Below are 14,501 nucleotides of genomic sequence, written 5' to 3'. Positions count from 1 at the left end.
TACGGGACGTGGGGGACGGGCGCGGCGCACGCGACGTACGCGACGGGTGGCGGGACTCGACGGACCCTATGGAATCGACGGATCCTTCGGCGCGACCCGGCCGCGACGCCACTGGACCGCGAGCACCACCAGTCCGATCGCCAGCCAGATCGCGCCCACCACCTGCGCCGTCCCCGCCGCCTCCACGATCACCGCGACCAGCACGGCCGCGCCGACCACCGGCAGCACCACATGCGCCATGATCCGCGGCCGGCCCTCCATGCGCCGTACCGCGAACCACCCGACCACCGACGCGTGCAGCAGGATGAACGCCGTCAGCGCCCCGATGTCGACCACCGACACGAGATGATCCAGCCCGTCGCCGGTCCTGGCCGCCCACACGGCGGCTACGAGGGTCACCACCGCCGCGAGCAGCAGCGCCACCCGGGGCGTCCCCGCGTCCGTACGGGACAACAGCCGCGGCAGCCGCCGTTCGCGGCCCATCGCGAAGAGCAGCCGTCCGGCGGCTGCCTGCCCCGCCAGCGCGGCGAACGCGGCGCCGATCGCCTTGCTCACCGCGACCAGGTCGTGCAGCCACGTTCCTACGGAGGCGTCCACGGCGTCGTAGAAGGCCGACCCCTGCTTGACCGGGTCGGCGGCCAGCTGCGCCGAACTGAGCGGTTCGAGCAGGGCCACGAGATACGTCTGCGCGATGAACAGCACACCGGCGAGCACCAGACAGAACAGCACCGCCCGCGCCACCTTCCGCGAACCGCCCGTCACCTCCTCGGCGAAGGAGGCGATCGCGTCGAAGCCCAGATACGACAGCACGGCGACCGACACCGCGCCGAGGACCGCCGTCATGGAGAAGTCCATATCGCCGGTGAAGGGGGACAGCCAGCCGCGCGTCGCCCCGTCCCGTACGAGCACCACGATCGCCGACACCACGAACACCATCAGCACCACGATCTCCATGGCGAGTACGAAGAAGCCGACACGCGCGGCGGCCCGTACACCCCAGAGATTGAGCAGCGTGGTGATCACGACAGCGATCCCGGTCCAGATCCACCGGTCGACGGAGGGCACCAGCGCCTCCATCGCGATGCCCGCGAAGAGATACGCCACGGCCGGGATCAGCAGATAGTCGAGCATCGCCATCCACCCGGCGATGAACCCGGGCCCCTCGCCGAGCCCTTTGCGCGCGTACGCGAAGACCGAGCCGGCCTGCGGCGCGACCCGGATCATCTGCGCGTAACTGAAGGCGGTGAAGGCCATCGCGACGGTGGCGCAGACGTAGACCAGCGCGACGGCGCCGTGCGACTTGGCGTCGAGCGTGCCGTAGACGCCGACGGGCGCCATGGGCGCGATGAACAGAAGCCCGTAGACGACGAGATCGCGGAATCCAAGAGTCCGCCGCAGCCCGCCGTCCTCGCCCGGTACTTCCCCCGCCTCGCCGTGCCCGCCCGTGTGCCCGCCCCCGGGTACGCCCGCAGGTACGTCCGAACTCAGGTCCGGTCCCGGATCCAGGTCGAAGCCGCCGGCACCGTCGCCGCCCGTACGCGGGTCCGAACCACCCGAAGCGTCCGCATCCCCCGCATCCCCCGCACCGCCCGAACCGTCCGCACCGCTGCCGGCCATCGCGCGTCCCTCCGTCGATCACTCAGGGCCTCAGTGTCGGCCCGACAGGTGATCTTCCGCCTCTTCTGGACGGCCTTACGATGGTGGACATGACTGCTACGCCCAGCCCGTCGCCCGCCGCCGCCCCCAGTGGAGACGCCGCGCGCCGCGCCGGCAAACGCGTCCTGCTCGCCGCGCCCCGTGGTTACTGCGCGGGCGTCGACCGCGCCGTGATCGCCGTGGAGAAAGCTCTGGAGCAGTACGGGGCGCCGATCTATGTCCGCCACGAAATCGTCCACAACAAGTATGTCGTGCAGACCCTTGAGCGGAAGGGCGCGATTTTCGTCGAGGAGACGGCGGAGGTCCCCGAGGGATCGATCGTCATGTTCTCCGCGCACGGCGTGGCCCCCGTCGTCCACGACGAGGCGGCCGAGCGCAAGCTCGCGACCATCGACGCGACCTGCCCCCTCGTCACCAAGGTCCACAAGGAAGCCGTCCGCTTCGCCAACGAGGACTACGACATCCTGCTGATCGGCCACGACGGCCATGAAGAGGTCATCGGCACCTCCGGCGAGGCTCCCGACCACATCACGCTGGTCGACGGACCCGGCGACGTCGCCAACGTCGAGGTGCGCGACGAGTCCAAGGTCGTCTGGCTCTCGCAGACGACGCTCTCCGTGGACGAGACGATGGAGACGGTCGACAAACTCAAGGAGAAGTTCCCGCTGCTCATCGCACCGCCGAGCGACGACATCTGCTACGCGACGCAGAACCGGCAGATCGCCGTCAAGCAGATGGGCGCCGACGCGGACCTTGTCATCGTCGTCGGCTCGAAGAACTCCTCCAACTCCGTACGGCTCGTGGAGGTCGCCATCGGCGCGGGCTCCCGCGACGCCCATCTCGTGGACTCGGCCGACGAGATCGACGAGGCGTGGCTGGAAGGCGTCAGCACGGTCGGGGTCACCTCGGGCGCGTCCGTCCCCGAGATCCTGGTCGAGGGTGTCCTGGAGTGGCTCACCACGTACGGCTTCGAGGACGTCGAGATCGTCAAGGCGGCCGAGGAGTCGATCGTCTTCTCGCTCCCGAAGGAACTCCGCCGTGACCTGCGGGCGGAGGCCGCACACCTGGCCGAGAAGTAGAGGGGCTTGGTCATCTCCCCGTAACGTTGCGTCCATGAACGTCTTCGGAGTGGACATCGGCGGCTCTGGCATCAAGGGCGCGCCCGTGGACCTGGAACGCGGCGAGTTGGCCGAGCCGCGTCACAAAGTGCTCACCCCGCAGCCGGCCACCCCCGACGAGGTGGCCGACCGCGTCGTCGAGGTGGTCGAGCACTTCAACTGGTCCGGCCCGGTGGGCGTCACCTTCCCGGGAGTGGTCACGGGGTCGGTGATCCGTACGGCGGCCAATGTCGACAAGCGCTGGATCGACACGGACGCCGGCAGCCTGCTCGGCGAGCGGCTGGGCCTGCCCGTCACGATCCTCAACGACGGGGACGCGGCGGGGGTGGCCGAGATGACCTTCGGCGCGGGGAAGGGCCGCCAGGGCACCGTCTTCCTGCTGACCTTCGGTACGGGGATCGGCAGCGCCCTCTTCATCGACGGCAGGCTCGTGCCGAACACCGAGCTGGGTCATCTGGAGCTGAACGGCCACGACGCGGAGAAGCACGCGTCGACCAAGGCCAAGGACGACCACGACCTCAGCTGGCACCACTGGGCGCACCGGGTGCAGAAGTATCTGGCGCACCTGGAGATGCTGTTCTCGCCGGAACTGTTCATCATCGGCGGCGGGGTCAGCCGCAAGGCGGACCGGTTCATTCCGCTCATCGAGGGCATCAAGGCGGAGATTGTTCCGGCGGAGCTTCAGAACAACGCGGGCATCGTGGGTGCGGCGATGACGGCCGCGGAGCACTGAGAAGGGGAATCAGCCGCGGCGGGCGACGGCGCCCGCCTTGGCGCTTGTCCCCGTCCCGGTCCCGGTCGCCGTCCCCGTTCCCTGGCCGCCGCCGCGCGCGGCCAGGTCGCGTGCGCGCTGCCGACGGCCCATCTGACGCACCTTCCGTACGGAGGCGATGAGCCCGGCGACGAGCGTGCCGCCGTACAGCCAGCCCGCCTGTACGGCGAGCGCGGTGACGACGGCCATCGTCTGCCCGCCGAAACCGCCGGTCCCGCCGGAGATCGGGAGGGTGCCGAAGGCGAAGGCGATCGGCACGGTGATCGGGGCGGTCACCAGATCGGCGGTCCGTACCCAGAGCGCGGCCAAGGCACTGACAGGCAGGAAAAGCACCCCGTAGACCAGCGGCTCCCCGTCGAACAGCAGCTCGTCCAGGCACCCGATCACGAACATCGTGGCGGCGGCGAAGAGCCCGGCGCCCAGCCCGGTCAGCCGGGGATTCGGCAGTCTGCGCAGGGTGAGCACGACAGGCGGCACCCGGCGCGTGGTCGGCGCGGGAACCCGGTACACGGCGGCGGCCTCACCGCCGGCGCCTCGCGGACGGAGAGGGCTCTGCGCAGGCCGCGGCCGGCGCTGGGGGGGACGTGTCCTGTGCTGCTCCACCGGATCAACCTAGGTCGCATGGGTGTCGGATTCAGGCGATGGACACGCCCTTTGGACGACCTTGGCGTTGCGTTCGACGGAGGCTGGGCGTGTCGCGCCGCCGGATGCCGCCATCTGCCGTACCGACTGCCGTCCGCCGCGGGGGCGGGGCGCCCGTAAACTGGGGGATCGGCCCCCGTCCGGGCGGCCACCCCCGCCGTACAGGCCCAGCCGGTCCTCACTCCAGGTCCTCACTTCAGGAAGTCGCCAACGTGTCGCTCACGATCGGAATCGTCGGTCTGCCGAATGTCGGCAAGTCGACCCTGTTCAACGCCCTGACCAAGAACGACGTGCTGGCGGCCAACTACCCGTTCGCCACGATCGAGCCCAACGTGGGCGTGGTCGGCGTCCCCGACCCGCGCCTGGCCGTCCTCGCCGGGATCTTCGGCTCGCAGAAGATCCTCCCCGCCACCGTCGACTTCGTCGACATCGCGGGCATCGTGCGCGGCGCGTCGGAGGGCGAGGGCCTGGGCAACAAGTTCCTGGCGAACATCCGTGAGTCCGACGCGATCTGTCAGGTCATCAGGGCCTTCAAGGACGAGAACGTCGTACACGTCGACGGCAAGGTCTCGCCGAAGGACGACATCGAGACGATCAACACCGAACTGATCCTCGCCGACCTCCAGTCGGTCGAGAAGGCCGTCCCGAGGCTGACGAAGGAGTCCCGCCTCCAGAAGGAGAAGGTCGCCGTCCTGGCGGCGGTCGAGGAGGCCCAGAAGATCCTCGAAGCCGGCACGACGCTCTTCGCCGCGGGCATCTCGGCGGGCACGGAGAAGGGCCGGCTCCTCCATGAGCTGCACCTGCTCACCACCAAGCCCTTCCTCTACGTCTTCAACGTCGACGAGGACGAACTGGTCGACGAGGACTTCAAGAACGAACAGCGCGCCCTCGTCGCCCCGGCCGAGGCGATCTTCCTGAACGCCAAGATCGAGTCCGAACTGATCGAACTGGACGACGACGAGGCCCTCGAACTGCTCCAGTCCATGGGCCAGGACGAACCGGGCCTCGCCACCCTGGGCCGCGTCGGCTTCGCGACCCTGGGCCTCCAGACGTACCTGACGGCAGGCCCGAAGGAAACCCGCGCCTGGACGATCAAACAGGGCGCGACGGCCCCCGAGGCGGCGGGCGTGATCCACACGGACTTCCAGAAGGGCTTCATCAAGGCGGAGATCATCTCCTTCGCCGACCTGGTGGAAGCGGGCTCGGTCACGGAATCCCGCGCCAAGGGCAAGGCCCGCATGGAGGGCAAGGACTACGTGATGCAGGACGGCGACGTGGTGGAGTTCAGGTTCAATGTATGAATTCCACCACGTCGCTGATCTGGGGAAATGAGATCTCCGTATGAAATGCGACTGGTGGCCCCCACGATCACTGCCGTCTTCCGTGGCAGCCTCGAAAATGAGGCGGTCACGGAGGACGGCCTCATCAGGTAGATCGACCACCCAGTTCGGTCCGGTGCGGCGCCTCAGCTCCTTCAGTTCGGTGAACATGCGGGCCCTGAAAAGGGGGACCTGACAGGCCCGAATCCTGTCGACCGGGGCAAGTACGGGTCGAAGATCCATCTGATCACCGAGCGGACCGGTCTGCCCATCTCCGTCGGGATATCCGGCGCTAACGTTCACGACAGCCAGGCCCTGATCCCGCTGGTGAAGGGCATACCTCCGATTCGATCCCGCCGAGGACCTCGCCGCCGCAAGCCAGGCAAGCTCCACGCCGACAAGGGCTACGACTACCGTCACCTGCGGCAATGGCTCTCCGGGCCAGCATCGCCTGCACCCTCATCTGCTACCGCAGACTCGCCAAATGAGATGCCCCCTACTTGGCCAAGGGGTCATGCCGGTCCGAAAACTTTGCCAGGGTTGAGAATCCCGGCCGGGTCGAGAGCACGCTTCACCGCGCGATGCATCTCCAGGACGGCCGGGCCGAGTTCACGGGTGAGGCCGGGGCGCTTGAGCAGTCCCACACCGTGCTCACCAGTCAGCGTCCCACCCAGTTCAAGGGCGTCCGCGATGATGTCGTCGAACGCCGCGCGGGCCCGGACCTGAGCCGCCGCGTCACCGTGTTCCGTCACCAGCAGCGGATGCAAGTTGCCGTCGCCGACGTGCGCGATGTTAGCGATGGTGATCCGGTGCCTCTCCGCGGTCCGGTCGATGCGGGCAAGCATCTCCGCCACCGCCCCGATGGGCACACAGACGTCCTCCGTGAGTACCGGCCCCAGCCGCTCGAGCGCGGGGAAGGCCAGCCGGCGGGCCGCGAAGAGCATCTCGGCCTCTTCCTCTGTCTCCGACCGGTCCGCCCAGGTAGAGCCGGCCCCGCGGAAGCAGTCGACCATCCGACGGGCGCCCTCCTCGGCGGCGGGGCCATCGTCGTCGAAGCGGGCCAGGAGGACCACGGCCGCCTCGGCGGAGAGCCCCATGTTCTTCCAGGCATCGACCGCGCGCAGGCAGTGCCGGTCGACGAGTTCCAGCGCGGCCGGCCGCAGCCCGGCGGCAGCCGTCGCACGCACCGCGTCACCGGCCTGCCCGACGCTGTCGAAGTAGCCGACGGCGGTCACGCCGGCCGGAGGCAGGCGTCGCAGCCGGACCGTGATCTCGGTGACGACGCCAAGAGTGCCTTCGGCACCGACCATGAGGCCCACAAGGTCGTAGCCGGCGACCCCCTTCGACGTACGGCGCCCGAGCCGGACCACCTCGCCCGTGCCGGTCACGACCTCCAAACCGATGACATAGTCGCGAGTGACGCCGTACTTGACGCAGCACACTCCGCCGGCGTTCGTCGCGACATTTCCCCCAATGGTCGACCAGGGCGAACTGGCGGGGTCTGGCGGGTACCACAGGCCGAGCGCCGCTACATGGGCGCGCAGGTCGTCGTTGACCACACCGGGCTGCACGACGGCGAGGCGCTCCAGCTCGTCGACCTCCAGCACCCGATCCATGCCGTCCAGCGCGAGGATCACGCCGCCTTCGACGGCATTGGCGCCCCCCGACAATCCAGTACCGGCGCCGCGTGCAACCAACGGGACTCCTTGCTCCAGGCACGCACGAACCACGGTCCGGACCTCGTCGGTGCTCTTGGCGCGCACGACGGCCACCGCTCGGCCGACAGGCGCCCACACCGCCTGGTCGTGGGAGAGACCGGCGACGATGTCCGGATCAGTCACCACCCGGCCAGCGGGCAGCCGTCGCCTGAGTGCTTCGGCGATACCCACGGCAGGGGGCGTCGTGCTGGCGAAGTCCCGCTCGGTCACCCGCACACCTCCAGAGAACAGGAACTCGGGGCGGCGGCACTGGCCAGGAACGCCGCCGCCCAGCGCGGCGGTCAGGCAGAGCCGCGGCGTCCAGGCTTACTGGGCACGGCAGGTCCTGAGGTAGCTGAGGAACGATGCCTGCAGCCCAGTCACGTGTGTATCGCGCATGAGTGCGCTGGTGACGGATCCGCTGCGTGAGGTGAGGCGGTGAAGGAACGTGGCCGCGTTCTTCGAGAGATTCTGGTAGACCGCCAGGTCTCCGAGGATCTCGCGGTCGTTGAAGGTCACGTGAAGTTTGGTAGCGGGCAGGGTGTCACCCATTGCTTGAAGACGAGCGAAGACCTGACTGTCCGCATTGATAATGCCGGGGCTGCCTGCGCCGATGCTCTCGAAGAAGGTGTTATTGGTGAGCCAGGCGTAGAGACTGAAGAGTCCGCCGTAGGAATAGCCGAAGAGGCCGTGACCGCTCGGGGCTGTGCCGTAGTCGCGTTCGATCCGCGGGTGCAGGTCGTCGGTAAGGAAGTTCAGGAACATATCCCCGCGGCTGTCGCTCAATTCAGCGAGGTAGGCGTCGGCTTGCTCGCGAGTCATCGTGCCCCCTTCGACCCCCATCTCCACCGCGTCGACGAACTCCTTCGCGATGGGTTCGCCGGGGGGCACGAGGTCTCGGTTGCGCAACCGCTCCCAGTGCTCTGCTTCCTCGCCCGCGTACCCCACGCTGACTTGGATGTAGGGCTGAATCGGCTGCATGGGGTCCAGTTGGGTGACGATGAGTGGGGCGGTCATGCCCACGGCCCAGTTGCCGTCGAGCACGTACACGACAGGCGCTTGCGCAGCGGCAGGGTCGTAGCCCGGTGGCGTGGTGACCCAGACGCCGTAGTCGTGCCCACCGCTGGAGCGCATCTCGAAGTAGTCGGTGTGGGGGAGGCAGCCCTGCCACATGGTGCTCATCTGAGGTCCTTCACGATCTGGCCGGCCTGGATTACGAGGACGGCGTTGGTGGGGTCGGAGAACAGGTCTGGGTCTTCGAGCGGGTTGCCGTTCCAGAGAACGAGGTCTGCCTGCGCGCCGGGAGCGATGACACCCACCTGGCCGGACAGGCCGAGGATCTCGGCGTTGGTCCGCGTCGCCGCCACGAGAGCTTCCATCGGCGTCTCAAGGGCTGCGCGCAGGCTGAGTTCTCTGCCGCGACGGCCCTGGGCCGGACCGATGAGATCGGAACCCAGCCCGATCCGCACTCCGGCTTGCTTGGCGACAGCGAGCGCCTCCGTCATCTGCTCGCGTACGCCCTTGGCCCGGTCGCGGGCCGACTCGGCGAGACCGGCTCCGGCGGTGTCGTGCAGCAGTTGCTCGACGACGGCGAACGTGGGTACGAGGGCAACCTCGCGAGCGGCCATCAGCGTCGCTGTGGATTCGTCGAGGCTGGTGCCGTGCTCGACACAGCGCACACCGGCCTCGACCGCGTTGCGAATGCCCTCGTTGTTGTGGGCGTGAACTGTCACATAGGTGTTCCGTGCCGCAGCTTCCTGAACCGCGACAGCGATCTCGTCGACGGTGAACTGGGTGTCGGTCAGCCGATCATGCGCGCCCACCACTCCGCCGGTCACGCAGAGCTTCAGGAAGGACGCTCCGCGACGGAAGGCTTCACGGACGTTGCGCCGCAGCTCGTCCGCGTTGCCCGCCATCATCGAGAGGGCGCACAGGCCCGGGATGTGGTGGCTGCTCCACAGCTCGGTGGGTTCCCAGTCGGCTCCGTAGTAGCCGTGCCCGCCGATCTGGCACTGAACAGGTCCGCAGGACAGGACGCGCGGCCCTCTGACCTTGCCCTTCGCGATCGCGGTGACGACACCGCCGTCGATCCCGCCGGTGTCGCGAACGGTGGTGAAGCCGGCGTCGAGCGTCGCGCCGGCCGTGGCGAAGATGTCCGCCGCGATCTCGGCGGCGCTGATCTGAAACGAGAAGTGCGGCTGGATCGGGCTCGACAGGCCCAGGTGGACGTGGGCGTCGATCAGGCCGGGCGTCATCGTCAATCCCTCGGCATCGAGACGCTCGCCGTGCGCGCTGGAGGCACCGAGTCGGGTGATGCCGCCGTTCTCGATGGTGATGTCGACTTGGCCGGGATCGCGCCCCGATCCGTCGACGACCGTCGCGCCGACTACATGAGCAGGTCCCATGGTCGATCCTCCGCCGTTGCGAGCTGACTGCGACCATGTGCGAAGCAACACGGAACCGCCGAACTTTCTTTTCCAATGGATAAACTGTGGGAGTGATCCTGTCAACCTCGGAACGCAAGGGCAGCGCGCGCGAGCGACTCCTGGCACGGCTTCTCGACGCCTTCGGCGAGGCCCTTCCCACGCCGGAGATGTCGCTCCGTGAGATCGCCGCCCGGATCGAGACCAGCCACGCCCTGTTGCGATACCACTTCGGGTCACTCTCGGGCGTCCTGGCCGCCATGCTCAACGCGCAGCGATCCCGTGACAACGAGGCACTTCTGGAGGCCGCCCAGCAGGGCACCTTCGCCGACTTCGTTCAGGCGATCTGGCGTACCTACACCCGGCCGGAGCAGCTGTCGCGTGCCCGCGGCTTCTTCTACGTCGCCGGACTGGCCGCGTACGGCCCCGAGGACTTCCGTGAGTTCGTGGAGTCGATCGGCGACCTGACCGTGATGCTGTCCTCACTCGCGGAACGCGAAGGGCTCGACACCAAGGAAGCGCGGGATGTGGCCACCGTCACCATTGCCGCGATTCGCGGCCTCCTCCTGCAGGAAGTCCTGACTCCAGGAACCTGCTCGGAGGACGCGGTCACCTTGATCCTGCGCATGCGAGAGGGCCAATCCGTTCCACGATCACGTCCGGAGCGTTAAGCAGGCCCCCGGCCCTTGCCGCCGACTCACCTGATCCCTCGGACCCTGTCCGCAGACGCACTGACAAGCAGCCTCGACCATCGGTTGCTTCACCTTTCCACGTGCTGACGGAATGTTCGGTTTACACGAAGGGAGGTCTGCTCAGCTGTCGCGTCCGGAGCCGACCTCACCTTTGTGGCCCCGTCTATGACGGGGATGTCCTCACGGTGACCGCCGAGGAGCGCACGACTTGGCTCTCGAACCATCCGAGGTCGCCGCGGGATACGACCTCACCAGCCAGTCCTTTCCCGCCTCTGCCAGTCTCATGGTGGGTTCTGACAGCTGGGCATCGGCGCACACGCGCGCGACAACTGTTGGGTACGACGACAGAAAGTGGCGACAACAGTCGCCGGAACATGGACTCTGACCTGCGTAATGTGCGGACAACGGGCGGAGCGGCGACCCTCCGCGCCGCCAGAGGAACCGTCTGGTCCGGCAACGAGAAGGTGGGTTGGAACATGGCTGAGAGCACAGACGCTGTCGTCGTCGGGGCCGGGGTAATCGGATCCTCCATCGCTCTCGAACTGGTGCGGAGCGGTCTGCGGGTCGTCGTGGTCGACAAGTTCGGCGGCGCGGGCAACGGCTCCACCAGCGCATCGAGCGCCGTGGTCCGCTTCACCTATCCCACGATCGCGGGCGTCAACGCCGCTTGGGAGTCCCGTCACTGCTGGGAAGCATGGCGCGACCATCTCCAAGCACCCGCCAGTGAACCCCTCGCAGCGTTCAACCGCTGCGGCGTCACCCTGCTGGACGTGGACTTCGCACCCTGCGGCCTGTTCACGGGACACTTCGACAAGGTCGGTGTCCCGTACGAGAAATGGAGTGCACGAGAGCTGTCCAGGCGGCTGCCCGCCGTGGACACCGGCCGGTACTTCCCGCCCCGCCCCGTGGACGACGACGAGTTCTTCGCCGACGCGTCCGCTCGGCTCGGTGCTCTCCACACACCCGACGGGGGCTTTGTCGACGACCCGCAACTCGCCGCGCACAACCTTGCTACGGCGGCCCAGCGGCACGGAGCCGCCTTCCGGTGGAAGACCCCCGTCACCGCGGTGATGCGACGCGGGGGACGCGTGCGAGGGGTCCGCCTCAAGGGCGGAACCGAACTGTCCGCCGGGGTGGTCGTCAACGCGGCCGGCCCATGGTCGGGACAGCTGAACCGGCTCGCCGAAGTGGGCGGAGACTTCACCGTCGGTCTGCGGCCGCTGCGCCAGGAGGTGCACCACATAGCGGCGCCCGCCGGCTACCACGACGCCGGCGGCGACGGGCACGCACCGGTGCTGGCCGATATGGACCTCGGCACGTATATACGGCCCGAGGGCAGGGAGTTCCTGCTCGTCGGCGGCACGGAACCCGAGTGCGACCCGCTGGAATGGCTCGACGATCCTGACGACGGGAGTCCCCTTCCGACCGTGTCGCAGTTCAGGACGCAGGTGACGCGGGCGGCTCGCCGACTGCCCGGCCTGCGCGTTCCCAACAAGCCTCGTGGTGTGGCAGGCGTGTACGACGTGACCGACGACTGGACCCCCGTATACGACCGAACGGATCTCGCCGGCTTCTACGTGGCCATAGGCACCAGCGGCAACCAGTTCAAGAACGCCCCTCTGGTGGGCCGCCTCATGACCACCCTGATCCACGGTGTCGAAGGCGGGCACGACCACGACCGGAGTGCGCTCACGCACACCTGCGAACACACCGGCCGAACCATCGACCTCGGTGCGTTCTCACGCCGCCGTCGGCCGGCCCCATCCACGGGCACAGTCCTCGGCTGACGCTGGCCGCTGAGCCGGGTTCCCCGTCGAAGAGGATGGCCTCGTACCCGGCGGTCGACCACCTGTGCAAACCTGGCGAACCGGAGCTGGGCAACCCCACGCACTGTGCGAAGCGCACATCAGCGTCACCAGCGATGTCTTCGACGAGCTGGCGGATCCTGCTCGCCGTTGCCGCCCCCGAAAGCGTCAGCAGCAGTTCTCTTCTCTGCTGGAGTCAACGACCGGTGTGGTGGGGGTGTGTCACCTGTCCCGCGGTCGCGGTCCGGGCCGCCGGGGGCCGGTCAGGCGCGCTCGCGGCCGTCCGGCAGCGCATCAGCCGCCAGACGGGGGAGAGCACACCCAGCTGAAGGAGCCCACCCGCATGGACCACTACATCGTCTCGGCCGACCTGGTGCCGGGCAACCGGTCAACGTTGCTCCGCATCATGGCGACATTGCACAGCCGCAACGCCGACATCCACGAGGTGAGCTTCCGGCGCAGGCCCGCAGGCACGTCCGTCTTCAGCGCCGTAGTATGCACAGATCCCGAGCGCCTTGACCATCTCCTTGCGGCACTGGGCAGGCTCGTGCGCGTCACGGGGGCGACGGCACGGCGAACGCCGCAGGTCCTGCGGCAACCGTAGCAACGTTGCCTGGCTGCTGCCCGTGCTCATAACACCACGTCCGGCGCTTTCATCGAGCTCGGCAAGCGCGGGTTCAACTCCGCCATCTTCAGGCCGAGATGCGCGGCCAGTCGGTCATCGCCGACGTCCAGTCGCAGTCCAGTGAGCTGCTCAACGCGATGCAGCCGTTTGTAGAGTGTGGAGCGGTGGACATGTAGGGCGGTGGCGGCATGCTGGGCATCGCCGGTGTGATCGAGATACACCCGCAGGGTTTCAACCAGCCCACGGTGCACGGGGTTTGAAAGCAGGGAGTGCAGCCCCGGGTGGATGCCCTCGGCAAGCTCGTCGGGGGTGAGCTTGCCCAATAGCGCGTACACGCCCAGCTGCGCATGAGCCACCACTTGACCCAGGGTGCCCGTGATACGGGCGACCTCGGCAGCGCGGCGGGCTTCCTCGTAGGAAGAGTGAGCCTCCGTGAGGCGTGGGCGTGGCCCGCCTACGCCTACCCAGCACAGGGCGGCCCGTCCCAGGCCGAGTTCTGCGACCAGCTTCTCGCGCAGCACCTCGGCGAGCTCGGCGGCATTGCGCTCGATGACCTGGGAACGTGCCCCAGGCCAGATCGTCAGCAGAAGCGCGTGATCCGGACGCGTCAGGGCCAATCCGCGCGAGGGGGGAAGCCGTCGTCGACAGCGGTCGACAGCGAACTCCAGGGCCAGACGGCGTTCTTCAGCCAGAGGCTCGCCCTCTTCGCGCGCCACCATGGCTACCAGGACGGTGACCGGGCCGGCCACGGCGTGTCCCTCCTCGACGAGCGCGGCACCCGCCTCCGTCCGGAGTGCCTGGTCCGGGGCGATCAGGTCGCGGACCAGCTCCCTGGCATGGCTGCGAGTCACTTCGACGCCAAGGTAGCCGCGGTGCAGGACCAGAGCGGCTTGCGCAGCCGCCTCGCGCAGCAACTCGACGGCCCGGTCGCCGACAGGGCCATCGGAGCCGATCAGCCATACGTAGCCGAGCAGGGAATCGTCATAGCGGATCGGCATGCCGATCCGTTCCATCGTGATGCCGATCTGGGGGCACGGCGGCAGAGTGAAGACATCGGAAGCCTGGGCAGCGCCCTGCTCGCAGACGTGCGCGACCAGCGCGGTCGACGCACCACGGTGCATGACCGAATCGATCCGGGCGTCGTCCACGTCGCCGGTGTGCGCGTTGTACGCGAGCAGCTTGAGTCGCGTGTCGTCGATGGCGATCGACCGACCAAGGCGGGCACCGAACGCGTCGACAAGTCGCTGCAGCTCCGAAACCATCTCGGCACTGTATAGGCGTTCGCCTACCCGGATCGCCCGGTCTCTGATGCGCCACTGCCGCTCGTCGGCCAGGGCTCGCAGTGTGATGACCGGATCGATCGGCGTGATCCGCGGATCGAACCACAGCTCCCACCACCGCTCCTCGTGCAAGGGGGGCAGGTCCTGACTCTCCTGCCAGAGGTGCTCCAGCAGCGCCCGGTGGATCTGCTCAATGTTGGCCACCAGCGGAGCCTGCTTCGGGTCGCCGCCATCGGTGTCTTGCGTGAAGTCGTTGATCCGCTGCGTGAAGGAGGCAACCTTGTCGAACGGGATCCATACCAGTGCATCCTGTGGAGCGTTGGCGGACTGCGGATGGCTGCTCAGGAGGGTCAGGCCCGAGTCGTCCAGACATTTCAGCAGCACCCTCGGGGCACCGACATGCGAGGAGGGCGGTACACGCGTCACTTCAGCCCATCTCGGTGCAGGCTCTAGTCTTGGCGGGGCCACCCTG

Annotated in this window: 12 protein-coding genes and 1 pseudogene; 7 read left to right on the top strand and 6 right to left on the bottom strand. The window is 68.1% G+C overall.

Going from position 1 to position 14,501, the window contains the following annotated elements:
- Positions 1 to 66: 66 nt before the first annotated feature.
- Positions 67 to 1,617, bottom strand: coding sequence for an APC family permease (locus tag OIE74_RS12970; RefSeq protein ID WP_329382273.1), 1,551 nt, complete (start codon positions 1,615 to 1,617; stop codon positions 67 to 69).
- An 89-nt stretch (positions 1,618 to 1,706) separates the two neighbouring features.
- On the opposite strand from OIE74_RS12970, the gene OIE74_RS12965 reads away from it, so the two are divergent.
- Both OIE74_RS12965 and ppgK read left to right on the top strand, forming a co-directional pair.
- A complete protein-coding gene (locus tag OIE74_RS12965) occupies positions 1,707 to 2,735 on the top strand; it encodes a 4-hydroxy-3-methylbut-2-enyl diphosphate reductase (RefSeq protein ID WP_329382271.1) in 1,029 nt (342 codons plus the stop codon).
- Positions 2,736 to 2,769: 34 nt separating this feature from the next.
- Positions 2,770 to 3,507, top strand: a complete 738-nt coding sequence (gene ppgK, locus OIE74_RS12960; RefSeq protein WP_329382269.1) for a polyphosphate--glucose phosphotransferase — start codon at positions 2,770 to 2,772, stop codon at positions 3,505 to 3,507.
- A gap of 9 nt (positions 3,508 to 3,516) precedes the next feature.
- On the opposite strand, the gene OIE74_RS12955 is transcribed toward ppgK, so the two are convergent.
- Positions 3,517 to 4,056 (bottom strand): DUF6542 domain-containing protein, encoded by a 540-nt coding sequence (locus OIE74_RS12955; RefSeq protein WP_329382267.1) that lies wholly within the window; start codon positions 4,054 to 4,056, stop codon positions 3,517 to 3,519.
- 344 nt (positions 4,057 to 4,400) lie between these two features.
- Between OIE74_RS12955 and ychF the strand changes: the two genes are divergently transcribed.
- Entirely contained in the window at positions 4,401 to 5,489 is a 1,089-nt protein-coding gene (gene ychF, locus OIE74_RS12950; protein WP_329382265.1) for a redox-regulated ATPase YchF, read from the top strand.
- 178 nt (positions 5,490 to 5,667) lie between these two features.
- Positions 5,668 to 5,945: pseudogene (locus OIE74_RS12945) on the top strand (transposase); the annotation flags it as partial.
- Between the two features lie 74 nt (positions 5,946 to 6,019).
- Here OIE74_RS12945 and OIE74_RS12940 read toward each other — a convergent pair.
- The 3 genes from OIE74_RS12940 to OIE74_RS12930 all read right to left on the bottom strand — a co-directional run bounded on the left by OIE74_RS12940 (position 6,020) and on the right by OIE74_RS12930 (position 9,609).
- A complete protein-coding gene (locus tag OIE74_RS12940) occupies positions 6,020 to 7,390 on the bottom strand; it encodes an FAD-binding oxidoreductase (protein WP_329392270.1) in 1,371 nt (456 codons plus the stop codon).
- Positions 7,391 to 7,531: 141 nt separating this feature from the next.
- Positions 7,532 to 8,386, bottom strand: a complete 855-nt coding sequence (locus tag OIE74_RS12935) for an alpha/beta hydrolase (protein WP_329382262.1) — start codon at positions 8,384 to 8,386, stop codon at positions 7,532 to 7,534.
- Positions 8,383 to 9,609 carry a metal-dependent hydrolase family protein gene (locus OIE74_RS12930; protein WP_329382261.1) on the bottom strand — a complete coding sequence of 409 codons (1,227 nt, stop codon included), beginning with the start codon at positions 9,607 to 9,609 and terminating at the stop codon, positions 8,383 to 8,385. The genes OIE74_RS12935 and OIE74_RS12930 overlap by 4 nt, the downstream gene beginning before the upstream one ends.
- A gap of 92 nt (positions 9,610 to 9,701) precedes the next feature.
- On the opposite strand from OIE74_RS12930, the gene OIE74_RS12925 reads away from it, so the two are divergent.
- The 3 genes from OIE74_RS12925 to OIE74_RS12915 all read left to right on the top strand — a co-directional run bounded on the left by OIE74_RS12925 (position 9,702) and on the right by OIE74_RS12915 (position 12,728).
- A complete protein-coding gene (locus OIE74_RS12925; protein WP_443076094.1) occupies positions 9,702 to 10,298 on the top strand; it encodes a TetR/AcrR family transcriptional regulator in 597 nt (198 codons plus the stop codon).
- A 497-nt stretch (positions 10,299 to 10,795) separates the two neighbouring features.
- Positions 10,796 to 12,106: an NAD(P)/FAD-dependent oxidoreductase gene (locus OIE74_RS12920; RefSeq protein WP_329382257.1), complete on the top strand. Its 1,311-nt coding sequence runs from the start codon at positions 10,796 to 10,798 to the stop codon at positions 12,104 to 12,106.
- Between the two features lie 361 nt (positions 12,107 to 12,467).
- The gene (locus OIE74_RS12915) at positions 12,468 to 12,728 is read left to right on the top strand and encodes a hypothetical protein (protein WP_329382255.1); all 261 of its coding nucleotides are present in this window, start codon (positions 12,468 to 12,470) and stop codon (positions 12,726 to 12,728) included.
- Between the two features lie 26 nt (positions 12,729 to 12,754).
- On the opposite strand, the gene OIE74_RS12910 is transcribed toward OIE74_RS12915, so the two are convergent.
- Positions 12,755 to 14,413: a PucR family transcriptional regulator gene (locus OIE74_RS12910; protein WP_329382253.1), complete on the bottom strand. Its 1,659-nt coding sequence runs from the start codon at positions 14,411 to 14,413 to the stop codon at positions 12,755 to 12,757.
- Positions 14,414 to 14,501: the final 88 nt, after the last annotated feature.

The organism is Streptomyces sp. NBC_01716, from assembly GCF_036248275.1.
In the GTDB taxonomy this organism is placed as follows: Bacteria; Actinomycetota; Actinomycetes; order Streptomycetales; family Streptomycetaceae; genus Streptomyces.
Note: the sequence above shows the minus strand (reverse complement) of the source record. Positions and strands in the feature narration are given on the sequence as shown.